Source organism: Aeromonas sp. S5(2024) (assembly GCF_041403025.1).
Lineage (GTDB): Bacteria > Pseudomonadota > Gammaproteobacteria > Enterobacterales > Aeromonadaceae > Aeromonas > Aeromonas hydrophila.
On the sequence record NZ_JBGLRI010000004.1, the window covers coordinates 78,475 to 103,056 of the forward strand.

22 protein-coding genes are annotated in these 24,582 nt (G+C 62.2%); 17 read left to right on the forward strand and 5 right to left on the reverse strand.

Annotated elements, in window-relative coordinates:
- Positions 1-3 precede the first annotated feature (3 nt).
- The 17 genes from ftsL to mutT all read left to right on the forward strand — a co-directional run bounded on the left by ftsL (position 4) and on the right by mutT (position 20,777).
- Positions 4-318, forward strand: a complete 315-nt coding sequence (gene ftsL / locus ACB032_RS09800) for a cell division protein FtsL (RefSeq protein ID WP_005305726.1) — start codon at positions 4-6, stop codon at positions 316-318.
- Positions 315-2,069, forward strand: a complete 1,755-nt coding sequence (locus ACB032_RS09805) for a peptidoglycan glycosyltransferase FtsI (RefSeq protein WP_011707586.1) — start codon at positions 315-317, stop codon at positions 2,067-2,069. The genes ftsL and ACB032_RS09805 overlap by 4 nt, the downstream gene beginning before the upstream one ends.
- Entirely contained in the window at positions 2,050-3,534 is a 1,485-nt protein-coding gene (gene murE / locus ACB032_RS09810) for a UDP-N-acetylmuramoyl-L-alanyl-D-glutamate--2,6-diaminopimelate ligase (RefSeq protein WP_017409428.1), read from the forward strand. The genes ACB032_RS09805 and murE overlap by 20 nt, the downstream gene beginning before the upstream one ends.
- On the forward strand, positions 3,531-4,886 hold the full coding sequence (murF, locus tag ACB032_RS09815) for a UDP-N-acetylmuramoyl-tripeptide--D-alanyl-D-alanine ligase (protein WP_323967657.1): 1,356 nt from the start codon (positions 3,531-3,533) through the stop codon (positions 4,884-4,886). The genes murE and murF overlap by 4 nt, the downstream gene beginning before the upstream one ends.
- Positions 4,880-5,962 (forward strand): phospho-N-acetylmuramoyl-pentapeptide-transferase, encoded by a 1,083-nt coding sequence (gene mraY / locus ACB032_RS09820; RefSeq protein WP_011707583.1) that lies wholly within the window; start codon positions 4,880-4,882, stop codon positions 5,960-5,962. Before murF ends, mraY begins: the two co-directional genes overlap by 7 nt.
- A 3-nt stretch (positions 5,963-5,965) precedes the next feature.
- On the forward strand, positions 5,966-7,249 hold the full coding sequence (gene murD / locus ACB032_RS09825) for a UDP-N-acetylmuramoyl-L-alanine--D-glutamate ligase (protein ID WP_017409430.1): 1,284 nt from the start codon (positions 5,966-5,968) through the stop codon (positions 7,247-7,249).
- The gene (ftsW, locus tag ACB032_RS09830; protein ID WP_016352178.1) at positions 7,246-8,427 is read left to right on the forward strand and encodes a cell division protein FtsW; all 1,182 of its coding nucleotides are present in this window, start codon (positions 7,246-7,248) and stop codon (positions 8,425-8,427) included. The genes murD and ftsW overlap by 4 nt, the downstream gene beginning before the upstream one ends.
- Entirely contained in the window at positions 8,427-9,512 is a 1,086-nt protein-coding gene (gene murG / locus ACB032_RS09835; RefSeq protein ID WP_029302060.1) for an undecaprenyldiphospho-muramoylpentapeptide beta-N-acetylglucosaminyltransferase, read from the forward strand. Before ftsW ends, murG begins: the two co-directional genes overlap by 1 nt.
- Positions 9,509-10,963 carry a UDP-N-acetylmuramate--L-alanine ligase gene (gene murC / locus ACB032_RS09840; RefSeq protein WP_010635950.1) on the forward strand — a complete coding sequence of 485 codons (1,455 nt, stop codon included), beginning with the start codon at positions 9,509-9,511 and terminating at the stop codon, positions 10,961-10,963. The genes murG and murC overlap by 4 nt, the downstream gene beginning before the upstream one ends.
- A 97-nt stretch (positions 10,964-11,060) precedes the next feature.
- Complete coding sequence (locus ACB032_RS09845) at positions 11,061-11,813, forward strand: cell division protein FtsQ/DivIB (protein ID WP_017409434.1); 753 nt, start codon at positions 11,061-11,063, stop codon at positions 11,811-11,813.
- A complete protein-coding gene (gene ftsA, locus ACB032_RS09850; protein WP_005305690.1) occupies positions 11,794-13,053 on the forward strand; it encodes a cell division protein FtsA in 1,260 nt (419 codons plus the stop codon). The genes ACB032_RS09845 and ftsA overlap by 20 nt, the downstream gene beginning before the upstream one ends.
- A 40-nt stretch (positions 13,054-13,093) precedes the next feature.
- On the forward strand, positions 13,094-14,245 hold the full coding sequence (gene ftsZ, locus ACB032_RS09855; protein WP_005305686.1) for a cell division protein FtsZ: 1,152 nt from the start codon (positions 13,094-13,096) through the stop codon (positions 14,243-14,245).
- Between the two features lie 101 nt (positions 14,246-14,346).
- Entirely contained in the window at positions 14,347-15,270 is a 924-nt protein-coding gene (lpxC, locus tag ACB032_RS09860) for a UDP-3-O-acyl-N-acetylglucosamine deacetylase (protein WP_011707578.1), read from the forward strand.
- 140 nt (positions 15,271-15,410) lie between these two features.
- Positions 15,411-16,316, forward strand: coding sequence for a M23 family metallopeptidase (locus ACB032_RS09865; RefSeq protein WP_016352175.1), 906 nt, complete (start codon positions 15,411-15,413; stop codon positions 16,314-16,316).
- 59 nt (positions 16,317-16,375) lie between these two features.
- Positions 16,376-19,096, forward strand: coding sequence for a preprotein translocase subunit SecA (gene secA, locus ACB032_RS09870; protein WP_011707576.1), 2,721 nt, complete (start codon positions 16,376-16,378; stop codon positions 19,094-19,096).
- 74 nt (positions 19,097-19,170) lie between these two features.
- Positions 19,171-20,355: a tetratricopeptide repeat protein gene (locus ACB032_RS09875; RefSeq protein ID WP_371137847.1), complete on the forward strand. Its 1,185-nt coding sequence runs from the start codon at positions 19,171-19,173 to the stop codon at positions 20,353-20,355.
- A gap of 8 nt (positions 20,356-20,363) precedes the next feature.
- The gene (mutT, locus tag ACB032_RS09880; RefSeq protein WP_016352173.1) at positions 20,364-20,777 is read left to right on the forward strand and encodes an 8-oxo-dGTP diphosphatase MutT; all 414 of its coding nucleotides are present in this window, start codon (positions 20,364-20,366) and stop codon (positions 20,775-20,777) included.
- Positions 20,778-20,837: 60 nt separating this feature from the next.
- Here mutT and yacG read toward each other — a convergent pair whose 3' ends face one another.
- From yacG to ACB032_RS09905, 5 genes are read right to left on the reverse strand one after another with little or no spacing between them, the layout of a single operon-like run.
- Positions 20,838-21,032 carry a DNA gyrase inhibitor YacG gene (yacG, locus tag ACB032_RS09885; RefSeq protein WP_005305661.1) on the reverse strand — a complete coding sequence of 65 codons (195 nt, stop codon included), beginning with the start codon at positions 21,030-21,032 and terminating at the stop codon, positions 20,838-20,840.
- Positions 21,033-21,041: 9 nt separating this feature from the next.
- Positions 21,042-21,764: a cell division protein ZapD gene (gene zapD, locus ACB032_RS09890; RefSeq protein ID WP_024945431.1), complete on the reverse strand. Its 723-nt coding sequence runs from the start codon at positions 21,762-21,764 to the stop codon at positions 21,042-21,044.
- 37 nt (positions 21,765-21,801) lie between these two features.
- Positions 21,802-22,416 (reverse strand): dephospho-CoA kinase, encoded by a 615-nt coding sequence (gene coaE, locus ACB032_RS09895; RefSeq protein ID WP_371137848.1) that lies wholly within the window; start codon positions 22,414-22,416, stop codon positions 21,802-21,804.
- 18 nt (positions 22,417-22,434) lie between these two features.
- Entirely contained in the window at positions 22,435-23,307 is an 873-nt protein-coding gene (locus ACB032_RS09900) for an A24 family peptidase (protein WP_206818893.1), read from the reverse strand.
- Positions 23,308-23,329: 22 nt separating this feature from the next.
- Positions 23,330-24,571, reverse strand: coding sequence for a type II secretion system F family protein (locus ACB032_RS09905; RefSeq protein WP_252476355.1), 1,242 nt, complete (start codon positions 24,569-24,571; stop codon positions 23,330-23,332).
- Positions 24,572-24,582 lie beyond the last annotated feature (11 nt).

The following is a 24,582-nucleotide window of genomic DNA, read 5'->3' on the forward strand; positions in this document are numbered from 1 at the left end:
GCCATGAGCGAGGTGCGCGTTCATCTGGCCAGGGAGATCCTCGGTGATCTCTGGCGGCACAAGCTGCAGGTGGTGCTGGCCATCGCCGTGCTGATCACCGCCTTTGCGGTGATCCTGGTGACCAACATGACCCGCGGTCTGACGGCCAAGCAGAACGACCTGATGGCGGAGGAGGATCGCCTCAACATCGAATGGCGGCACCTGTTGCTGGAGCAGGGCACGCTGGCCGAGCACTCCCGGGTGGCGAGTCTGGCCATGGACAAGTTGCAGATGGCTCGCCCGCTGGTAACCACCGAGAAGGTAATTACACAACCATGAAACGCAAGGCTTCCGCCAAGGCCCAACCCAAGGTCAAAGCTCCGTCACTCTATCCGTGGCGCTTTCGCACGCTGGTGTTCTTCATCGGCATTGCGTTTGCCGGCTTGATCCTGCGACTGGCCTGGATCCAGGTGATCGACCCGGATCGGCTGCGCCAGGAAGGGGACATGCGTTCGCTGCGTACCACCGCCACTCAGGCGGTGCGCGGCATGATCACCGATCGCAACGGCGAACAGCTGGCGGTGTCGGTGCCTGTGGAAGCCGTCTGGGCCGATCCCAAGACGGTGCACGAGTCTGGGGCCATCCATAACGAGCGGGCCTGGCTGGCCCTGTCCGCCGTGCTCAAGCTCGACATCAATACTCTCAAGCACCGCATCTCCAACCCGAGCAAGCGCTTCGTCTACCTGCAGCGTCAGGTGACGCCGGCGGTGGCAGAATACATCAAGGGCCTCAAGCTGGGTGGCATCTATCTGCGCCCCGAGGCGCGCCGTTTCTACCCGACTGGCGAGATCAGCGCCCACCTGGTGGGGGTAACCAACATCGACGGTAGCGGCATCGAGGGGATTGAGCGCAGCTACAACGAGTGGCTGACGGCAACCCCTGGCGAGATGCGGGTGCGCAAGGACAGGCAGGGCCGGGTCATCGAGCGGCTTGGTCTGGTCAAAGAGGGCAAGAACGCCAACGACCTGCAACTGAGCATCGACCAACGGGTGCAGGCGCTGGCCTACCGGGCGCTCAAGCGCGCCACCGACGAGAACAAGGCAACCTCCGGCTCCATGGTGATGCTGGACGTCAAGACCGGCGAAGTGCTCGCCATGGTCAACACCCCCTCCTACAACCCCAACAACCGCGGTCAGTACCAGAGTTTCCGGGTGCGCAACCGGGTGGTGACCGATACCTACGAGCCGGGCTCCACCGTCAAGCCGTTGATCCTGCTCAGCGCCCTGCAGGCCGGTGTCACCAGCTGGAAGGACACCATTCCGGGTGGCCCGCTGTTCATCGGGGCCAAGCAGATCCGCGACGTGAGTATCCACAAGGCGACCAACCTGTACGACATCCTGCGCTACTCCTCCAACATCGGCATGTCGCGCATCGCGCTGCGGATGCCGGCGCAGGAGATGATCAACACCCTCAGCATGGTGGGTTTCGGGATGGACACCGGCAGCGGCCTGATGGGTGAGAGCAGCGGCATGCTGCCCCAGCGCCGGCGCTGGTCCGACATCGAACGGGCCACCCTGTCGTTCGGTTATGGCCTGCGGGTCACCCCGCTGCAGCTGGCCTCCGCCTATGCCACCCTGGCCAACAAGGGCAAGCGGGTGCCGCTCTCCATCGTCAAGGTGACCGAGCCTCCCAAAGGGGAGCAGGTCATCGACCACAACAACGCCACCGCCATGCTGCAGGCGCTGGAGTACGTGGTCAGCAATGCCATTCCGAAAGCGCAGATCCCCGGTTACCGGGTCGGCGGCAAGAGTGGTACCGCCAAGGTCGCGGTCGCGGGTGGCTACGGCAAGGACTACATGGCCTGGTTCGCCGGTTTCGCCCCGGCCAGCAATCCCCGTTTCGTCATGGTCGTGGTGATCAACGAGCCCAAGGGCGACGCCTACTACGGTGGTGCCGTGGCGACGCCGCCGTTTGCCGAGGCCATGGGCGGGGTACTGCAGCTCTTCAATATTCGTCCCGACGCGGTGCCGCCTGCGGTGCCCACCAAACTTGCCCGTACGGAGGCTTCCAATGTTGTCCCGCGCACTTGATCAACTGATGCGCCCCTTTGGCATTACTGCCCCGGCGCTCGCGCTTACCGACATCCAGCTGGACAGTCGGCGGGTCGGGCCCGGCTGTCTCTTCGTGGCGATTCGCGGGCATCAGGTGGATGGCAGACGGTTTATCGAACAGGCGGTGGCTCAGGGAGCGACCGCCGTACTGTTTGAAGAGGACGGTGAATTCGTGGCACCGGTGCTGAGCGTGCCTTGTCTCGGGATCCCGGATCTGCCAGCCAGGCTCTCCGAGCTGGCCGGCTATTTCTACGACCAGCCTGCCAGCAAGCTGGATCTGGTGGGCATCACCGGCACCAACGGCAAGAGCACCACGGCGCTGCTGGTGGCCAACTGGCGCACCCTGCTGGGGGGCAAGGCCGGGGTGATGGGCACCATCGGCAACGGCCTGTTCGGCGAGCTGGTGGAAGCGGAAAACACCACTGGCAGCGCGGTGCAGGTGCAGGCCAATCTGGCCGCTCTGCAAGCGCAGGGGGCGGATCTGGTGGCGATGGAGGTGTCCAGCCACGGCCTGGTACAGCATCGCGTGGCGGCCCTGCCGTTTGCTGCCGCCGTGTTCACCAACCTGAGCCGAGATCATCTGGACTATCACGGCACCATGGAGGCCTACGGCGCCGCCAAGGAAGAGCTGCTGAAACTGGTGGACGAACCCTGCGCCGTGCTCAATGCCGACGACCGGTTGGGCCGCCAGTGGCTGGCCGCCTATCCGGCCGCCGTGGCGTTCAGCGTGCACGGCCCGGTGGCCGGTCACCCGGGGCGACAGCTGACGGCGCAGGATCCCCATTTCCACCAGCAAGGTTTTCGCACGCAGATTAACTCCAGCTGGGGGAATGGTGTATTATCCGCCCCCTTGCTCGGGCGCTTCAACGTCAGCAACGTGCTGGCCGCGATGGGCGCCATGCTGGTGCTCGGTTATGACTTCGACGAGCTGCTGGCCAGCGCGCCGCAACTGCAGCCGGTAACCGGCCGCATGGAGTGCTTCGGTGGCGGCAAGGCGCCGCTCGCCGTGGTCGATTATGCCCACACGCCGGATGCGCTGGAGAAGGCCTTGCAGGCCCTGCGGGTGCACTGTGAAGGGCGGCTCTGGTGCCTGGTGGGCTGTGGTGGCGACAGGGATCGCGGCAAGCGTCCCATGATGGCCGCCATGGCCGAGCTGCATGCGGATCGCGTGATCCTGACCGATGACAATCCCCGTACCGAGGAGCCGGCCCGGATCATGGCCGACATGGTGGCGGGTCTTCGCGATCCCGGCGCCGTGCAGATCGAGCACGACAGGACCAAGGCAATCCAGTTGGCACTGAGCCAGGCGAGCAAACAGGACATCATCCTGGTGGCCGGTAAGGGTCACGAGGATTATCAGATCATTGGAACCGACAAGCGGCACTACAGCGACCGGGAAACCGTCGCGGCCGCCTTGCACACATTATTGGAGTCATTCGCATGATGACCCTCAGGCTTGCCGAGCTGGCGCAGGTACTCGATGCCCGTCTGATTGGTGAAGACGGAGCGATCACGGCTGTCAGCACCGACACCCGTACCCTGGGCGCAGGCGCGCTGTTTGTTGCGCTGCGCGGCGAGCGTTTCGATGCCCACGATTTCTGCGAGCAGGCCGTGGCCGCCGGGGCATCGGCCCTGCTGGTCGAGCGTGAACTGCCGTTGGCGATCCCCCAGCTGGTGGTGACCGACAGTCTCAAGGGGCTGGGTCGCCTCGGCCGGCTGGTGCGCGAGCGGATCAACCCGAAAGTGCTGGCCATCACCGGCAGCTGCGGCAAGACCACGGTGAAGGAGATGGCGACGGCCATCTTGCGTCAGGAAGGGGAAGTGCTGGCCACCGCCGGCAACTTCAACAACGAAGTGGGGGTGCCGCTGACGCTGCTGCGCCTCGAGCCGCAACACCGGTTTGCGGTGATGGAGCTGGGGGCCAACCACCCGGGCGAGATTGCCTGGACCACCTCGCTGGCCAAACCCGATGCCGCCATCATCAACAACGTGGCTGCCGCCCACCTGGAGGGCTTCGGCTCGCTGGAAGGGGTATTCCACGCCAAGAGCGAAATCTTCGAGGGGCTGGGTGAAGGTGGCTGCGCCATCGTCAATGCCGACAACGAATTCTGGCCGAAGTGGCAGGCCCGCGGGATCCACTGCGCCTTCTCCATCGAGGATCAGCGCCAGCCGTTCCACGCCAGCAACGTGGTGATCAACCAGCAGGGTTGTGCCGAGTTCGTCATGGTGACGCCGCAGGGCGAAGTGAACCTGACCCTGGCCATCCCGGGCCGCCACAACGTGGCGAACGCCCTGGCCGCCGCCGCCGGCACGCTGGCGCTCGGTGCCTCGCTCGCCTCGGTCAAGGCCGGACTCGAGCAGATGGCACCGGTCAAGGGCCGTTTCTGCGTCCAGCGCTGGGGTGGTCTCACCCTGGTGGACGACACCTACAACGCCAGCGTGGAGTCCGTGCTGGCGGGCATCGATGCCCTGACCGCCATGAGCGGCTACAAGGTGCTGGTGTTCGGTGACATGAAGGAGTTGGGTGAGGAGTCCGCCGAGCAGCACGCCCGGGTCGGACGCCACGCCAGCGAGCGCGGCCTCGATGCCGTGCTGACCGTAGGGGAACAGAGTCGCCACACCGCAGATGCCGCGGCTGGCCGACATTTCGATAACAAGGCGTCGTTGTTTGAAGTGCTTGCGCAAATGATAAATACACATCAAGAAATCGCGATCCTGGTCAAGGGTGCCCGCGGCTCCCGCATGGAAGATATCGTCGAGATGGTCAAAGACCGTCAGGAGTCAGCCACATGCTAGTCTGGCTGGCGGAACTGCTCACCCCGCACTTCACCTTCTTCAACGTCTTCTCCTACCTGACGTTTCGCGCCATCCTGTCGATCATCACCGGCCTGGTGGTGGCGCTCTGGATGGGGCCGCGCCTCATCCGCCGATTGCAGATCCTCAAATTCGGCCAGGTGATCCGCAATGACGGTCCCGAGTCGCACCTGAGCAAGAAAGGCACCCCGACCATGGGCGGCCTGATGATCATCGCCGCCATCTTCATCTCGGTGCTGCTCTGGTGTCGCCTCGACAACCCCTATGTCTGGCTGGTGCTGTTCGTGCTGGGCGCCTATGGCGCCATCGGCTTCGCCGATGACTACCTCAAGGTGGTGCGCAAGAACACCGACGGCCTGATCGCCCGCTGGAAGTACTTCTGGCAATCTGCCGTTGCGCTGGGGGTGGCCGTGTTCCTTTACGCCACCGCCACGCACGACGGTCAGACCCAGCTGGTGGTGCCCTTCCTCAAGGACGTGATGCCGCAACTCGGGCTGATGTTCATCGTACTGACCTACTTCGTCATCGTCGGCACCTCCAACGCGGTCAATCTCACGGATGGCCTGGATGGTCTGGCCATCATGCCGACCGTGATGGTGGCGGGGGGCTTCGCCTTCATCGCCTGGGCCACCGGCAACGTCAATTTCGCCAACTACCTGCATATTCCCTATGTGCCCTATACCTCCGAGCTGGTGATCGTCTGTACCGCCATCGTCGGGGCGGGTCTGGGTTTCCTCTGGTTCAACACCTATCCGGCCCAGGTATTCATGGGGGACGTGGGCTCCCTGGCGCTGGGCGGCGCGCTCGGCACCATCGCCGTGCTGGTGCGCCAGGAGTTTCTGCTGGTGATCATGGGCGGTGTCTTCGTGATGGAGACCGTCTCGGTGATCCTGCAGGTGGGGTCCTACAAGCTGCGCGGCGTGCGCATCTTCCGCATGGCACCGATCCATCACCACTATGAGAAGAAGGGCTGGCCGGAGCCGCGCGTCATCGTGCGCTTCTGGATCATCACGCTCATGCTGGTGCTGCTCGGCCTCGCCACCCTGAAGGTGAGGTAAGCCATGGTCATCATCATCGGACTCGGCAAAACCGGACTCTCCTGCGTCGACTACTTCCTCGGCCGTGGCGTGACGCCGCTGGTGATGGACACCCGCGCCAACCCGCCCGGCAGGGATCAACTGCCTGCCGAGGTGGAGCTCATCCACGGGCTGGATGGCGAGCTGCTCAAGCAGGCGCACATGATAGTGGCGAGCCCGGGCATTGCCCTGGCAACCCCCGAACTGCAAGCGGCCGCCGAGTTCGGGGTGCGCATCGTCGGCGACATCGAGCTGTTCGTGCGCGAGACCCAGGTGCCGGTGATCGCCATCACCGGCTCCAACGGCAAGAGCACGGTCACCACCCTGGTGGGCGAGATGATTGCAGAGGCCGGCCTCAAGGTCGGGGTAGGCGGCAACATCGGCACGCCGGCGCTGGAGCTGCTCAAGCAGCCGATGGATCTCTGCGTGCTGGAGCTATCCAGCTTCCAGCTGGAGACCACCCACAGCCTGCGCGCCGCCGCCTCCGTGGTATTGAACCTCAGTGAAGATCATATGGATCGCTATCAGGGCATGGCCGACTATCGCGCCGCCAAGATGGAGATCCACCAGCACTCCCAGCACATCCTGATCAATCGCGACGATGCTCAGACCCTGCCCGACGTGGGTCAGGTGTGGCAGAGCTTTGGCCTTGACTGCAACGGCTATGGCCGCTGCGAGCTGGATGGCCGTCACTGGCTGACCCTGCACGGCGAGCCGTTGCTGGCGGTGGACGAGATGAAGATCGTCGGCGCCCACAACCAGGCCAACGCGCTGGCGGCCATGGCCCTGTGCGATGCGGTCGGTATCCCGCGCGAGCCGCAGTTGCGAGTACTGCGCCGTTTCGAGGGGCTGCCTCACCGTGCCCGCTTCGTGCGGGAGGTGAACGGGGTGCGCTGGATCAATGACTCCAAGGCTACCAACGTGGGGGCGACCCTGGCTGCCGTGGCCGGGGTGCGCGAATCGGTGAAGGGCCGTCTGCTGCTGCTGGCCGGTGGCCAGGGCAAGGGCCAGGATTTCGGCCCGGTGCAGGCGCTGCTCGGCAGCCAGATCGATCACATGTACTGTTTCGGCCAGGATGCCGAGGTGCTGCTGGCGCTGGGTGAGCAGACCGAGCGGGTCGCAGATCTCGACGCCGCGGTCGCCAAGGCGGCTGCCGATGCCAGACCCGGCGACTGGGTGCTGCTGGCGCCGGCCTGCGCCAGCCTGGACCAATTCAAGTCTTTCGAAGCGCGCGGTGATCGTTTCACCGAGCTGGTACAGAAGTTATGAACGCCCTTCGCGCAGTCGCAGGCTTCTTGCAGCGCTGGCTGTTGCCGGCGCGCCCTGCCGGTCTCTATGACCGGCAGCTGGTCGTGCTGGCGCTGGCGCTGATGGCGGTGGGTCTGGTGATCGTGGCCTCCGCCTCGATCCCGGAGGGGATCGCCATCAACAACGATCCCTTCATGTTCGTGAAGCGTCACGGCCTGTTTCTGCTGATGGCGCTCGGCATCTCCTGGTTCGTGCTGCAGGTGCCGATGGCGCGCTGGCAGCACTACAACGGCCCCATGCTGCTGCTGGCCATCGTCATGCTGGTGCTGGTGTTGCTGGTGGGCCGCAGCGTCAACGGCTCGGTGCGCTGGTTGCCGCTTGGCCCCTTCAACCTGCAGCCGGCCGAGTTCGGCAAGCTGGCGCTGTTCGTCTATCTGGCGGGCTACCTGGTGCGCCGCCAGAGCGAGGTGCGCGAGCGTTTCATCGGTTTCATGAAGCCGATGGCGGTGCTGTTCGTGGTGGCCATCCTGCTGCTGGCCCAGCCCGATCTGGGCTCGGTGGTGGTGATGTTCGTCACCTCGCTCGGCATGCTGTTCCTGGCCGGCGCCCGGTTGGTGCAGTTCATCGGTCTCATCCTGGTGGGGGTGAGCGCGGTGGTGACCCTGATCATCGCCGAGCCGTACCGGATGCGACGGGTGACCTCCTTCCTCGATCCCTGGGCCGATCCGTTCGGCAGCGGCTACCAGCTGACCCAGTCGCTGATGGCCTTCGGCCGTGGCAGCTGGTTTGGCGAGGGGCTTGGCAACTCCATCCAGAAGATGGAGTACCTGCCGGAGGCACACACCGACTTCGTGTTCGCCATCCTGGGTGAAGAGCTGGGCTATGTGGGCGTGCTTGGCGCGCTGTTTCTCATCTTTGCGCTGGCAATCAAGGCGCTCAAGCTGGGGCACCAGGCGCTGGTGGCCGAGCGACTGTATGAAGGCTATCTGGCCATCGGCATCGGCATCTGGTTCAGCTTCCAGACCTTCGTCAACGTGGGGGCAGCCAGCGGCATGATGCCGACCAAGGGGCTGACCCTGCCGCTGGTCAGTTATGGTGGTTCGAGCCTCATCATCATGATGGTGGCGGTGAGCATGTTAATTCGTATCGATTTCGAGTTGCGCCAGGCCAGTGCCCAGGCGCGCGTGCGGGAGGTTTAGTGAGCAAGACGCTGTTGGTGATGGCAGGCGGTACCGGGGGCCATGTGTTCCCCGGCTTGGCTGTAGCTGATCGCCTCAAGGCCCAGGGCTGGACCATTCACTGGCTCGGCACCGCCGACCGGATGGAGGCCGAACTGGTGCCTGCCCATGGTTACCCCATCTCCTTCATCGATATCCAAGGGGTGCGTGGCAACGGCATCAAGCGTCTGCTGGTGGCGCCCTATCGCATCGTCAAGTCCGTGTTGCAGGCACGCCGGGTGCTCAAGACCATTCGTCCCGACGTGGTGCTCGGCATGGGTGGCTTTGCCTCCGGCCCGGGTGGCGTGGCGGCTTGGCTGTCCGGCATCCCGCTGCTGCTGCACGAGCAGAATGCCGCGGCCGGCCTGACCAACAAGCTGCTGGCTCGCCTCGCCAAGCGGGTGCTGATGGCATTTCCGGGCGCCTTTGCGCCGAGCCGTCGCACTGCCGTGGTGGGCAACCCGGTACGTCCCGAAGTGGTGGCGCTGCCGGATCCTCAACTGCGCAGCGGCGCTGAGCCACTGCGGCTGCTGATCGTCGGTGGCAGCTTGGGGGCCCGGGTGCTCAACGAGCAGGTGCCGCCAGCGGTGGCGGCGGCCGGCGTGCCCATCGAGGTGCGTCACCAGTGTGGTAAGGGCAATCGCGATGCCGTGGCCGAAGCCTACGCCAAAGAGGGCGTTGCGGCCGAAGTGAGCGAATTTATCAAGGACATGGCTGATGCCTATGCCTGGGCCGACTTGGTGGTGTGCCGGGCGGGGGCGCTGACCGTCTCCGAAGTGGCTGCCGCCGGGGTCGCCGCCATTTTTGTACCGCTGCCTCACGCGGTGGATGATCACCAGACCCGCAACGCCCTGACCCTGGTCGACGGCGGTGCGGCTGAATTCCTGCCCCAATCCGAGCTGACGACGGCCTCGCTGGCCGCCCGTCTCTCCTGGCTTGCCGGGCGCAGGGAAACCCTATTGAACATGGCCCAGGCCGCCCGTCGCGTGGCCATTACCGATGCCGCCGAGCGGGTTGCCGACGAATGCAAACGCCTGGCGACCGGGCAGATTGAGAGAGAACTATGACCAAGGTTGAACTGGCAAAACTGCGTACCGTTATCCCTGAAATGCGCCGCGTGCGTCGCATCCACTTCATCGGCATCGGTGGTGCCGGGATGGGCGGTATCGCCGAAGTGCTTGCCAACGAAGGGTATCAGGTAACCGGCTCGGATCTGGCCCGCAATGCGGTGACCGAGCGACTCGAGTCCCTTGGCGCCCACATCTTCGTCGGCCACAGTGCCGAGCACGTGAACGAGGCGAGCGTGGTGGTGGTCTCTACCGCCATCAAGCAGGACAACCCCGAGCTGCTGGCCGCCCGCGAGCTGCGCATCCCCGTGGTGCGCCGCGCCGAGATGCTGGCCGAGCTGATGCGTTTTCGCCACGGCATCGCCATCGCCGGTACTCACGGCAAGACCACCACCACCAGTCTGGTGGCGAGCATCTATGCCGAAGCGGACCGGGATCCGACCTTCGTCATCGGTGGCCTGCTCAACAGCGCCGGCACCAATGCCCGCCTGGGCAGCAGCCGCTATCTGATTGCCGAGGCGGATGAGAGCGACGCCTCCTTCCTGCATCTGCAGCCGATGGTCTCCATCGTGACCAACATCGAAGCCGATCACATGGACACCTATGGTGGCGACTTCTCCAAGCTGAAGGCCACCTTCATCGACTTCCTGCACAACCTGCCATTCTACGGGCTGGCCGTGGTGTGCGTGGATGATCCTGTGATCCGCGGCATGTTGCCGGAGATCGCCCGTCCCACCATCACCTACGGCCTGAGTGATGATGCCGACGTGCAGGTGCTGGACTTCGTGCAGACCAGCAACCGCAGTCGCTTCCGGGTGCGCCGCAAAGATGCCGGCGAGCTGGAGGTGACCCTCAATCTGCCCGGCATCCACAACGCGCTCAATGCCGCCGCGGCGATTGCGGTCGCCACCGAGGACGGGATCGGCGATGATGCCATCATCCGGGCGCTGGCCAAGTTTGAAGGGGTGGGTCGCCGCTTCCAGCAATATGGCGAGTTCGAGACCGGTCGCGGCAAGGCCATGCTGGTGGACGACTACGGTCACCACCCGAGCGAGGTCAAGGTCACCATCAACGCAGCTCGCGCCGGCTGGCCCGAGAAGCGGTTGGTGATGGTGTTCCAGCCGCACCGCTACACCCGTACCCGCGATCTCTACGAAGACTTCGCGGATGTGCTCTCCAAGGTGGACGTGCTGGTGATGCTGGAGGTTTATGCCGCCGGTGAAGAGCCAATTCCGGGCGCCGATGGCCGTGCCCTGTGCCGCTCCATCCGCTCCCGCGGCAGCCTGGAGCCCATCTTTGTCGCGACGCCGGACGATGTGCCGGCGGTGCTGGCCGGGTTGGTCGGCGAGGGCGATCTGGTATTGACCCAGGGGGCAGGGAACGTCGGCGCACTGGCTCGCCGTCTCGGCGAGATGAAATTGAGCATCGAGAGCATGAAATCCGGCGCCTGAGGGCCCAATGAGTATTTTGACCGCCAAGCCGGGGCCTATATAATGGCGAACCGGTCTGCAAAGGGCCGGCATGGCGCGTTAAACGGGGATCGATCGGGTGGAGGCAAGGGCACAAGGGCGCACCAAGGGGGGCTTCATCGCCGGGGTGGGATTTTTCATCCTGGTCATGTGGGGCCTCTACCAGACCGCGCTGGATGTTAAAGATTGGCTGACGGATGCCAATCGGTTGCCCATGAGCGAGCTGTTGCTGCAGGGGCAACACCAGTATTTGCAAACCGATGAACTGCGCAGCGCCGTGCTGGATGGCGCCGAGTTGCGCAACTTCTTCGAGTTGGATGTGAACGAATTGCAGGCGCGGTTGAACGCCTTGCCTTGGGTGGCCCAGGTCTCGGTACGCAAGAAGTGGCCCAACAAGATCAAGGTCTACCTCACCGAACAGGCGGTTGCGGCCCGCTGGAATGGCAACCGCTTCGTCAACACCAAGGGTGAGGTGTTCAGTGCGCCGGACAGGGTGAAGACTCCTCTGATGCAGCTGTCCGGGCCAGAAGATCAGGCCGTCAAGGTGCTGGAGGCCAGCCGCCAATACGAGGCGCAGCTGGCGGCCAGAGGGTACAAGCTGCTGGGGGTGAATCTGACTCCCCGCCATGCCTGGGAACTGACCCTGGATGGCAACATTCAGCTGTTTTTGGGGCGCTCGGATATCGCGCTTCGACTGCAGCGGTTTATCGATGCCTTTCCGGTCATCGAACCTCGTGAGCGGGTTGCTTACGTGGATCTTCGATACGATACCGGAATGGCAGTTGGCTGGAAGAAGAACGAAGAGAAAGTGAATGACCAAAACCGCAGATAGAAATCTGATTGTCGGGCTGGATATCGGCACAACCAAGGTGGCGGTTCTGGTTGGCGAAGTGCTGCCAGACGGTGAGCTCAATGTCATCGGCATGGGCAGTCACGCCTCTCGCGGCATGGACAAGGGCGGGGTCAACGATCTTGATTCCGTGGTCAAGTCCCTGCGTCGCGCGGTGGAAGAGGCGGAAATGATGGCCGACTGCCAGATCAGCTCCGTCTATCTGGGGTTGTCCGGCAAGCATATCGACTGTCGCAATGAAACCGGCATGGTACCCATCTCCGATGAAGAGGTGACCCAGGAAGACGTGGACAACGTCATCCACACCGCCAAGTCGGTACGGTTGTCCGATGAGCTGAGGGTGCTGCACGTGCTGCCCCAGGAGTTCGCCATCGACTACCAGGAAGGGATCAAGAACCCGGTCGGCCTCTCCGGCGTGCGGATGGCGGCCAAGGTGCACCTGATCACCTGCCACAACGACATGGCTCGCAACATCGAGAAATGCGTGGAGAAGGTGGGTCTGCGGGTGGATCAGTTGATCTTCTCCGCACTGGCGTCCAGCTACGCCGTGCTGACCGAAGACGAGAAGGAGCTGGGTGTCTGCGTGGTGGACATCGGTGGTGGCACCATGGACATGTCGCTGTTTACCGGCGGTGCCCTGCGTCACACCAAGGTGATCCCGTACGCCGGCAGCACGGTGACCAGCGATATCGCCTATGCCTTCGGCACCCCGCCACTGGATGCGGAGGCGATCAAGGTGCGCTATGGCTGCGCCCTCGGTCGGCTGGTCAGCAAGGAAGACAATATTGAAGTACCCAGTGTCGGCGGTCGTCCGGCGCGCAGCCTGCAGCGGCAGACACTGGCTGAAGTGATTGAGCCCCGTTACACCGAGTTGCTCTCCATGGTGAATGATGAGCTGGTGCGGGTACAAAGCGAATTGAAAGCGCAGGGGGTCAAGCATCAGCTTGCAGCCGGTGTGGTCTTGACCGGCGGCGCTGCCCAGATCGAAGGCATTGTGGAGTGCGCAGAGCAGATCTTCCAGAGCCAGGTCCGGGTAGGGGAGCCCATGAATATCCGGGGATTGAGTGATTATGTGCAGGCACCTGTGTACTCGACCGCGGTCGGGTTGCTGCAGTATGGCCGCACCCATCAATCCACTGGCAGTAGCAAGGAATATGCCGCCAAGGCAAGCGTAGGTGGGCTGGTCAAACGGGTCAGCAACTGGTTGCGTGGCGAGTTCTAAAAGATTTTGCTGAGTCAGGCAAATAAAGCGGAGAGACAACATGTTTGAATTTATGGATAGCCACACTGACGAAGCCGTCATTAAAGTGATTGGTGTGGGTGGCGGCGGCGGCAACGCGGTCGAGCACATGGTTCGTCAAAACATCGAAGGCGTTGAATTCATTACCGTCAACACCGACGCCCAGGCTCTGCGTAACTCCAGCGCCAACACAACCCTGCAGATCGGCGGTGGCATCACCAAGGGTCTGGGTGCCGGAGCCAATCCGGAAGTGGGTCGTGATGCGGCCATGGAAGATCGGGAAGCGCTGCGCGAGTTGCTGACTGGCTCCGACATGGTGTTCATCGCCGCCGGCATGGGTGGTGGTACCGGTACCGGTGCTGCACCGATCGTGGCCGAAGTGGCCCGCGAGATGGGTATCCTGACAGTTGCTGTCGTAACCAAACCGTTCTCCTTCGAAGGGAAGAAGCGGATGGGCTTCGCGGCTCACGGCATCGAAGAGCTGTCCAAGAACGTCGACTCCCTGATCACCATCCCCAACGACAAGTTGCTGAAGGTGCTGGGCCGCGGCATCTCCCTGCTGGACGCCTTCAAGGCTGCCAACGACGTGCTGCTTGGCGCGGTACAGGGCATTGCCGAGCTGATCACCCGTCCGGGCTTGATCAACGTCGACTTCGCGGACGTGCGTACCGTGATGCGTGAAATGGGTACCGCCATGATGGGTACCGGTTCCGCCTCCGGTGATGACCGCGCCGAAGAAGCGGCCGAGAAAGCCATCTCCAGCCCGCTGCTGGAAGACGTGGATCTGGCCGGTGCCCGTGGCATCCTGGTCAACATCACCGCCGGTATGGACATGACCATCGAAGAGTTCGAAACCGTGGGTAACGCGGTCAAGGCCTTCGCCTCCGAGAACGCCACCGTGGTGGTGGGTACCGTAATCGACCCGGAAATGCACGACGAACTGCGCGTGACCGTGGTTGCCACCGGTATCGGTGCCGAGCGCAAGCCGGACATCACGCTGGTGAAGAACAACATGGTACAAGAGCGTCCGGCCCGTCAGCCCCTGATCAGCGAAGCCCTGCAGTCTCGCGTGATGGAAGAGGCCCCGGCCAAGGTGGTCAACGCCGAGCCGCAAGCTCGTCGCGAACCGGATTATCTCGATATTCCTGCGTTCCTGCGCAAGCAAGCTGACTAAGCCTCTAATGACGCTGGTTTGTTTGTTGCTTAAGGAATGTGCTAAGATGGCCCGGCAACGACCATCTGGTCAGGAATTTGAGCTGTTAAGCGGATACGCCCATGATTAGACAAAGAACCTTGAAAACGAGTGTCCAGGCCACCGGTGTCGGCCTGCATTCGGGCCGGAAAGTCACAATGACGTTCCGTCCGGCGCCTGTTAACACAGGGATCGTTTACTTGCGTACCGATCTGAATCCTGTGGTAGAGCTGCCAGCCAATGCCGATCAGGTGCGTGATACTGTGCTTTGTACCGCTCTGGTCAATGAAGCCGGTGTCCGAGTCTCTACCATTGAGCACCTCTCTGCCGCGCTGGCCGGGATGGGCATCGACAACCTCTATGTCGAGGTTGACGCGCCCGAGATCCCGGTGATGGACGGCAGTGCGCACCCCTTTATCTACCTGCTGCAAGAAGTCGGTATCCGTGAACAGAATGCGCCCAAGCAGTTTGTGCGGATCAAGCAGAGCATCCGGGTTGAAGACGGCGACAAGTGGGCGGAATTCCACCCCTATCGCAACGGCTTCAAAATGGATCTCGAGATCGACTTCCAGCATCCGGTATTTGAAGGACGCAATCAGCGTTGTGTGCTGGACTTCTCTGGTGCCTCTTTCGTGAAAGAGATCAGCCGTGCTCGTACGTTCGGTTTCATGCGTGACATCGAGTACCTGCGTTCCCAGAACCTGGCGCTGGGCGGTAGCCTGGAAAACGCCGTGGTGCTGGATGACTACCGGGTACTGAACGAAGATGGCCTGCGCTATGAAGATGAATTCGTCAAACACAAGATGTTGGATGCGATCGGTGACCTTTATATGTGTAACCGCAGTATCATCGGCGAATTCCGTGCCTACAAGACCGGCCATGCCCTGAACAACAAGCTGCTGCGTGCCTTGCTGGCCAAGCAGGAGGCCTGGGAACTGGTGACCTTCGAGGGTGAGGGCGACAAAGCGCCCATCGCTTACTACGATAACGGTCTGGTTCTGGCCTGATAGCTGTGCAACGGAACGTCGGTCCTCTCTCCGCACCGACGTTCCGTCATTTGTTTACTCCATTCTGTAATACCGATTATCTCCCGGTTTTATTTCCCGTGCGGGCCAATGGCCACACCTGACCGAGCAGACTGATTTCTATGAGCATTACCCTGATCCTCAATGGCAAGCAGCGACGCAAGTTGCACTTACCGAAACAACGTCTGGCCTGGGTCGGCGGTATCTTCTTCACTGTATTGGCCTTGAGTGGTGGTTGGCTCTGGCAGAGCTGGCATCAAAAAATGGAGGCGCTGGAAGTCGCGCTGGCCATGGCCGAACAGCAAAAATCCACGCAAGGGGCAGATGAAGCCCGCGAACAGCTTGCCATGCTGGCCGCCCAGGTGGGCACCATGCAGGGGCAGCTGGGTCGTCTCAACGCGCTCGGCGAGCGGCTGACCGAAAAGGCTGACCTCGATCCCGAAGAGTTCAATTTCAAGGAGCTGCCTCCCATGGGCGGCCCCTCCTATGATGCGGATCTGGAAGTCAGCCTCAACGAGCTGCAGGACTCCATGAAGCATCTCAGCCAGCAGCTCAGCAGTCGTGAAGAGCAGCTGTCGGTACTTGAATCTTTCATCATGAATCACCATATAACCGATGCCGGCTTTATTTCCGGAACACCGGTCAAGCAGGAGCGGGTTTGGGTCTCCTCTGGCTTCGGTGGCCGGGTCGATCCGTTCAACGGTCGCGCCAAGATGCACAAAGGGGTGGATTTCCGTGGCAAGCCCGGCACCCCCATTCTGGCGACGGGCCCAGGGGTTGTGAGCTGGGCGGGCCGTCATCCGGAATTTGGCAACATGGTGGAGATCAACCACGGCAATGGTTTGGTGACCCGCTATGCCCACAACTCCAAGTTGCTGGTCGAAGTGGGTACCCTGGTCGATGAGGGCCAGAAAATTGCCTTGATGGGACGCACCGGTCGCGCGACCGGGGTCCATTTGCATTACGAAGTGTTGAAAGATGGTCGTCAGGTGGACCCCGCGCGTTTTCTCAATGCCAGACGGGGTTAGGTTTTTTTCTCCAGGTTCCAGTGACGGAACACTTATATAACCAGAAATAGTTGGTACCCATGATTAGCACACTGCTTACCAAGATTATCGGCAGCCGGAACGACAGAACGCTCAAGGCTCTGCGCAAAATTGTAAAACAGATCAATGCGATGGAGCCTCAGTTCGAAGCTCTGTCCGATGCACAGCTGCAGGCCAAGACGGCCGAGTATCGTCAGCGTCTGGAGCAGGGTGAGACACTGGAGCAGTTGCTGCCGGAGGCTTTTGCCACCGTGCGTGAAGCCTCTCGCCGGGTGTTCGGCATGCGTCACTTTGACGTGCAGCTGATCGGTGGCATGGTGCTGAACTCCAACCGCATCGCCGAGATGAAGACAGGTGAAGGTAAGACCCTCACCGCGACCCTGCCGGCCTACCTGAACGCCCTGAGCGGTCGTGGTGTGCACGTGGTGACCGTGAACGACTATCTGGCCAAGCGTGACGCCGAGGCGAACCGCCCGCTGTTCGCCTTCCTCGGCATGACCGTCGACTGCAACGTGCCCGGCATGGACGCGTCCCAGAAGCGTGACGCCTACGCCGCCGACATCACCTACGGTACCAACAACGAATTCGGTTTCGACTACCTGCGCGACAACATGGCGTTCTCGCCCGAGCAGCGCGTGCAGCGTCCGCTCAACTATGCGCTGGTGGATGAGGTGGACTCGGTGCTCATCGATGAAGCCCGTACCCCGCTCATCATCTCCGGTCCGGCCGAAGACAGCTCCGAGCTCTATATCCGTGTCAACAAGCTGATCCCGCTGCTGGTCAAGCAGGACAAGGAAGACTCTGAAGAGTACACCGGAGACGGCCACTACACGGTGGACGAGAAGAACCGTCAGGCATTGCTGACCGAGAACGGCCAGATCTTCGTGGAAGAGCTGCTCAAGAAAGAGGGGCTGCTGGCCGAGGATGACTCCCTGTTCTCCGCCACCAACATCAGCCTGCTGCACCACGTCAATGCCGGCCTGCGTGCTCACACCCTGTTTGAACGCAACGTCGACTACATCGTCCAGAAGGACGAAATCGTCATCGTCGACGAGCACACCGGCCGTACCATGCCGGGTCGTCGCTGGTCCGATGGTCTGCATCAGGCGGTCGAGGCGAAGGAAGGGGTCAAGATCCAGAACGAGAACCAGACCCTGGCCTCCATCACCTTCCAGAACTACTTCCGTCTGTACGACAAGCTGGCGGGCATGACGGGTACTGCTGATACCGAAGCCTTTGAATTCCAGCAGATTTATGGCCTGGATACCGTGGTTATCCCGACCAACAAGCCGATGGTGCGCAAAGACATGGGCGATCTGGTCTATCTGACCGCCAACGAGAAGTATGCCGCCATCATCGAAGACATTCGCGGCTGCGTCGAGCGCGGCCAGCCGGTGCTGGTCGGTACCGTCTCCATCGAGAACTCCGAGCTGCTCTCCGGCATCCTGACCAAGGAAAACATCCCGCACAAGGTGCTGAACGCCAAGTTCCACGCCATGGAAGCGGAGATCGTCGCCCAGGCAGGTCAGACCGGTGCCGTCACCATCGCCACCAACATGGCCGGTCGTGGTACCGACATTGTGCTCGGGGGCAACTGGCAGGCAGAGATCGCCCAGTTGGAGAACCCGACCGAGGCACAAATCGCCGAGCTGAAAGCGGCTTGGCAGGTGCGTCACGATGCTGTATTGGCCGCCGGCGGTCTGCACATCATAGGTACTGAGCGCCACGAATCCCGTCGTATCGACAACCAGTTGCGCGGCCGTTCCGGTCGTCAGGGTGACCCGGGCTCCTCCCGTTTCTACCTCTCCATGGAAGATACCCTGATGCGGATCTTCGCCTCCGATCGCGTCACCGGCATGATGAAGAAGCTGGGGATGGAAGAGGGCGAGGCCATTGAGCACCCGTGGGTGACCAAGGCGATCGAGAACGCTCAGCGCAAGGTGGAAGGTCGCAACTTCGACATCCGCAAGAGCTTGCTGGAGTTTGACGACGTTGCCAACGACCAGCGCAAGGTGGTCTACGAGCAGCGCAACGAGTTGCTGGACACCAGCGACATCTCCGAGACCATCCACGTCATCCGTGACGATGTCTATGGCGCCATCATCGACGAGTACATCCCGCCGCAGTCCCTGGAAGAGATGTGGGACGTGCCGGGTCTGGAAGCCCGCCTGAAGTCTGACTTCGCACTGGATCTGCCGTTGCAGCAGTGGCTGGCGGAAGACGACAAGCTCTATGAAGAGAAGCTGCGCGAGCGCATCCTGGATGAAGCCACCAAGCTCTATGCCCACAAGGAAGAGCTGGTCGGCAAGGAAGTGCTGCGCAACTTCGAGAAGGCGGTGATGCTGCAAACCCTGGACGGCCTGTGGAAAGAGCACCTGGCGGCCATGGATCACCTGCGTCAGGGCATCCATCTGCGCGGTTACGCCCAGAAGAACCCCAAGCAGGAGTACAAGCGCGAGTCCTTCGATCTGTTCACCCAGATGCTGGAAACCCTCAAGCGCGACGTGGTCAGCATCCTGAGCCGGGTACAGGTTCAGGAGCGTGATGTGGAGGCGATGGAAGAGCAGCAGCGCCAGCAGGCCGAAGCCGCTCCCCGCACCTACACCCATGCCGCGGCCGACAACCAGCTGGCTGATGACGAGGCCCAGGCCGAAGCGGCGCCGGTTACCTTCGTGCGGGACGAGCAGAAGGTGGGACGCAATGACCCCTGCCCGTGCGGCTCAGGCAAAAAATACAAGCACTGCCACGGTCAGTTGACCTGATAGCGCAATGACGATGATGCACCGCCTCCGGGCGGTGCATTCATTTCCGGCAGGCAAAGAGGGAGAGCCGTGCGATGAGCAAGATGCCGACAGGATGGGATACCACTGCCCACAACAGCTGGCTGGCCGGCCAGCGCCAGGTTGCCATCCAGCAACTGCTGGCTCGGCTCAACGGCAGCACGGCCAAGCCGATTGCCTTGCAGCTGCAGTTTGCTTATTACCTATTTCTGTGCGACGACCCGGCTTCCGCGGCGCAGGTGCTGGAGATGGCCCACAAGGCCGAACCCGGCAATGACGAGGTGCTGCGCAACCTCTGTGCTTGCTTGTCGCGGGCCGGTCAGTACGAGCTGGCAGTGGCACGCTTGCAGACCCTGCTGCAGCGCGCCCCCAACGATTTCCACGCGCTGGACGCCCTCTGCGCCTCGCTGGCCAAGCTGGATCGCCACGATGAGGCTGCCCAGGCGGGAACCCGCTCACTGACCCTGAAGGCCCGGTCGGCGGGCAAGGCGCCACCATCCTGGTCATTGCCTGCGGCAGAACCGGCCGTCTGGTTGGCCGATGGCAGTCGCAAACCGGATGTCATCGCTTTTTCCCTGTGGGGCAGCGATCCTCGCTATCTGCGGGGGGCCATCGACAACGTGCTGGCGGCGGCCTATCTCTACCCGGGCTGGCGGGTGCGTTTCTACGTGGATGAGAGCGTGCCTGCCGAGTTGCTCGCTGCGCTGCGCGAACTGGGGGCAGATCTCTTGTTGCAACCTGCCGGTCAGCCTTTGCGTCAGCGTCTGTGCTGGCGCTTCCAGGTGGCCAATGATCCATTGGTGGGGCGCTTCCTGGTGCGGGATGTGGATTCGGTGCCGGGCGTGCGCGAGCGACTGGCGGTACAGGAGTGGCTTGCATCGACGCGCTGGTTTCATATCATGCGCGACTGGTGGAGTCATACCGATCTGGTGCTGGCGGGGATGTGGGGCGGGGTGGCCGGCGTATTGCCGCCGTTGGCGCCCCTGCTCGAAGGCTATCAGCCCGATGTGATGGAGACGCCGAACATCGACCAATGGTTTTTGCGCGATCGGCTCTGGGATTATCTCTCGCAGAGCTGTCTGGTGCACGATCGCTGCTTCACGCCGCCAGGTGCCATTCCCTGGCCGCAGCCCGCCCCTGGCGGGAGCGAACATGTGGGGCAGGATATCTTTACGGCACAAAGGGAGCCGCAGGCCCATCGGCTGGCGCCCTGGATTGCCCGTTTGCCGTGTTTACGTTGAGGACAATGATGGAACAGAAGAAACGGATCTGGGTGGCGGTCGGCGTCATCGAGAACGAACGGGGCGATATCTTCATCGCCAAGCGCTCCGCCGATCGCCATCAGGGGGATCGCTGGGAGTTTCCAGGCGGCAAGGTGGAAGCCGGGGAGGATCTGCTTACTGCGCTGGATCGCGAACTGTGGGAAGAGATCGGGATCCGGGTGCAGGATTGCGCCCCCTTCATGGAACTGCATCACGACTACCCGGACAAGCAGGTGCTGCTGGATATCTGGAAGGTGACCCGCTTTAGCGGCGAGCCGTTCGGCAAGGAGGGGCAGGAGTGTCGCTGGGTGCCGCTTGCCTCGCTGCACGAGTACCATTTCCCCGACGCCAATGGCCCGATCGTGACGCGCCTGCAGGCATCGCTGGCCGCACAGGGCTGATGTGAATCGCAGTGCATACCAAAACAAAAAGGGCCGTATCGGCCCTTTTTGCTCGCTGGCTTACTGCCACTGCTCCCCTTCTTCGGGGTAGGGCAGCAGCTCCGGGTCTATTTCCCCCGGGATCCGCTTCTCCTCGTCGGCCCACTCGCCGAGATCGATCAGCTGGCAGCGCTTGCTGCAGAACGGGCGAAACGGGCTTTGCGGGCCCCATTCCAGCTCGGTTTGGCAGGTCGGGCACTTTACTTTGGTCACCATGAATACTCCTCAGCAGCAGGCAAGCTGGAAGGGGACATCACCGATCTGCTGCTCCGTGGTGGGCAGGAAACGCAGGGCGAACCGGTTCTTGTGGCCGCTCAGGGTGGGGTAGCACTGCTGGGTGCCGGTCAGACGGATGCGGATCAGCTCGGCGCTCTCGGCGGTATCCTGGAAGAAGCCGTTGACGGCAACCTGCTCGCTGAAGTTGCCGGACTCACGCCACAGCCGCAGCAGCAGGGAGATGGCGTTCATCAACAGGTTGATGTCGCTCAGCCACAGCTGCATCTGCTGATGACGGGCGATGGCCGGGGTAGCGAGCCAGTGGTGCAGTTGCGGCACGTCGAAGGCGCACAACCCGCCCGGAATGGAGAAGCGCTGGCGAATGGAGCCGAGCAGCCGATCCTCTTTGAGGCGGGCACCGGGACGCGGGGCACTCAGCAGGTTGCGGGAGAGCTGGGCGCTCTCCTGCTGCATCTGGCTGATCTGCTCCAGGTCGACATCGGGCAGGCTGGCCCAGTGGCTCAGGCGCTGGCCGAGGCGCTCCAGATCCTTGATCAGATCGGCGCGCAGGTCGCCGCGTTCCAGCAACTCCTGCAGGTCGAATAGCCCCTTGAAAAAGGCGATATGTGCCCAGGACTGGTCGCTCTCCAGATTGTCGCGGATCTGGGAAAACAGGGACTCCAGACGAAGATAGGTCCGGCTTTTTTCATTGAGGGGAAAATCGTAAATCATGCCTAATCCTGGCCAGCCATAAACCGGCCTAGTGTACTCACAGTTGGCGGGCTTGTTGAGAGGCAAATGCCAGATATGTCTCGTGCAGCGCTAAAATTCGGCTCTTTATCGCCTCGGGCGTGCCATTCTGGTTGTCCAGCACATCGTCGGCTGCCGCCAGCCGTTCGGTCCGGCTCGCCTGGGCGGCCAGGATGGCTTGGGCCTGCTCGCGGCTCACACCGTCCCGGCGGCAGGTACGCTCAATCTGGGTCGCTTCGTCCACGTCGATCACCAGTACCCGATTGGCCAGGGCAGTGAGCCGGTTTTCCACCAGCAAGGGCACTACCAGCAAGCAATAGGGGGAGCGAGCGGTCGCACACTGGCGCTGCATCTCGGTGCGAATGAGGGGGTGGAGCAGAGCGTTGAGCCAGCCCTTGGCCTGCGGGTCAGTGAAAACCCGCTCACGCAGCCGACGGCGATCGAGCTGGCCATCGGGGGTGATGACTTCTGAGCCAAAATGGGCGGCGATGGCGGCGAGGGCCGGGGTACCGGGCTCGACGACCTCGCGGGCGATGACGTCCGCATCCACTACTTCGATGCCCAGCTCTGCAAACTGATTGGCAACCGTGGTCTTGCCGCTGCCAATTCCGCCGGTGATTGCGACTACATACATGGGTCAGTGCTGCCTTGGTCAGAGAAACGTCGTGAGGTACCAGCGGGTGATGGTATCGCCCCACAGCAGCGCGATCCAGCCGGCGATGGCCAAGTAGGGGCCGAAGGGGATGGGTTTGTTCTGATGATGGTTGCGCAGCAGAATGAGGCCAATCCCGATGAAAGCGCCAACCAGCGACGAGAGCAGCAACACGATGGGCAGTGCCTGCCAGCCGAGCCAGGCGCCCAGCGCCGCCAGCAGCTTGAAGTCGCCATACCCCATCCCTTCCTTGCCGGTCAGCAGCTTGAAGGCCCAGTAGAGGCTCCAGAGCACCAGATAGCCGGCCATGGCGCCGATCACCGCATCGGCCAGCGGTATAAATCCCCCTGCCAGGTTGAACAGCAGGCCGCCCCACAACAGTGGCAGGGTCAGCTGGTCCGGCAGCAGCATTTTGTCCAGATCGATGAAAGTAAGCGCCACCAGTACCCAGGTGAGCAGCAGGGCGGCCAGCAAAGCCCAGCCCGGTGGGAATGTTGCTGCGACGACCAGCGAGAGCAGGGCCGTCAGCAATTCCACCAGAGGATAACGGGCCGATATGGGTGCCTGGCATTCACGGCAGCGACCCTTGAGCCAGAGCCAGCTGAGCAGGGGGATGTTCTCCATGGCCGTGATGGCGTGGCCGCAATGAGGGCAGGCTGAACGCGGCACCATCAGGTTGTAACGATCTTCCTGCTGCGGCTGTGTTTCCGGATTGAAATAGCCGAGATATTCGGCCTGCCACTCCCGCTCCAGCATGATGGGCAGGCGATGGATGACCACGTTGAGAAAACTGCCGATCATCAGAGAAAAGAGGAATACCAGCGAGAAATAGAGCCAGGGCAGGCTGTGAAAAACGTCAGTGATCAGCAACATTGAGTCTCGGATTGATGGGGGATCAGTGGATCACCGATCCCAGTTTGAAGATGGGCAGATACATGGCGACCACCATGCCGCCGACCAGCACCCCCAGCACCACCATGATGAGAGGCTCCAGCAGGCTGGTGAGGCCGTCGACCAGATCGTCCACTTCCTGCTCGAAGATGGTGGCGACCTTGGAGAGCATATCATCGATGGCGCCAGACTCCTCGCCGATCATCACCATCTGGATCACCATGTCCGGGAACAGATCGACGGTGCGCATGGCCACGTTGATCTGCATGCCGGCCACCACCTCGTTACGAATGGCCATGACGGCAGTGCGATAGACATAGTTGCCAGAGGCGCCTGCCGCAGAGACCAAGGCATCCACCAGTGGAATACCGGCGGAGAAGGTCGTGGAGAGGGTACGGGCGAAACGGGCCATGGCGGCCTTGTGCAATATCATGCCAACCACCGGGATGGTCAATATGAACTTGTCGGTGTTGTCCTTGACCTTCTGAGAGGAGCGCCAGGCGCGCACGTAGAGAAAGATGGCGAGCGCTATGCCGCCAAAGATCACATACCACCAGTTCTGCATGAAACGGGAGATGCCGATGACGAACTGGGTGAAGATGGGCAGCTCGGCACCAAAGCTCTTGAAGATGTCCTCGAACTGGGGAATGACAAACAACAGCAGGATGGAAGTGACGACAATGGCCACCAGGATAACCATGGTGGGGTAGAACATGGCTTTCTTGATCTTGGACTTGAGGGCTTCCGATTTCTCGCGATAGGTGGCGATGCGATCGTAGATGGTCTCCAGCGCGCCGGATTGCTCGCCAGCCTCCACCAGATCGCAATAAAGATCGTCAAAGTGGCGGGGATGACGGCGCAGTGCCTCGGACATGGGGGTGCCGGTCTCCACATCGGCGGCAATTTGGCCCATGAGCTCGCGCATGGCCGCCTTCTCGTGGCTGCGAGCGATGATCTGCAGGCTCTGGACCAGAGGTACGCCGGCTGACAGCATAGTCGTGATCTGGCGGGAGACGACGGCGATGTCCATTGGCTTGATCTTGGCGCCGCCCTTGGAGAAGAGCCCCTGGCTCTTCTTGCTCACCTTGGTGACGTTGACACCCTGTTTGCGCAGCTCTGCCTTGACCGTGTTGATGCTGTCGGCCTGCAATTCGCCGGAGACCTTCTGGCCCTTGCGATTTACCCCGCTCCAGCGAAAGGCGAAGACTTTCTTGGGGGCATTCTGTTTCTGGGTTAGCGTTGCCATCACTGCGTCCT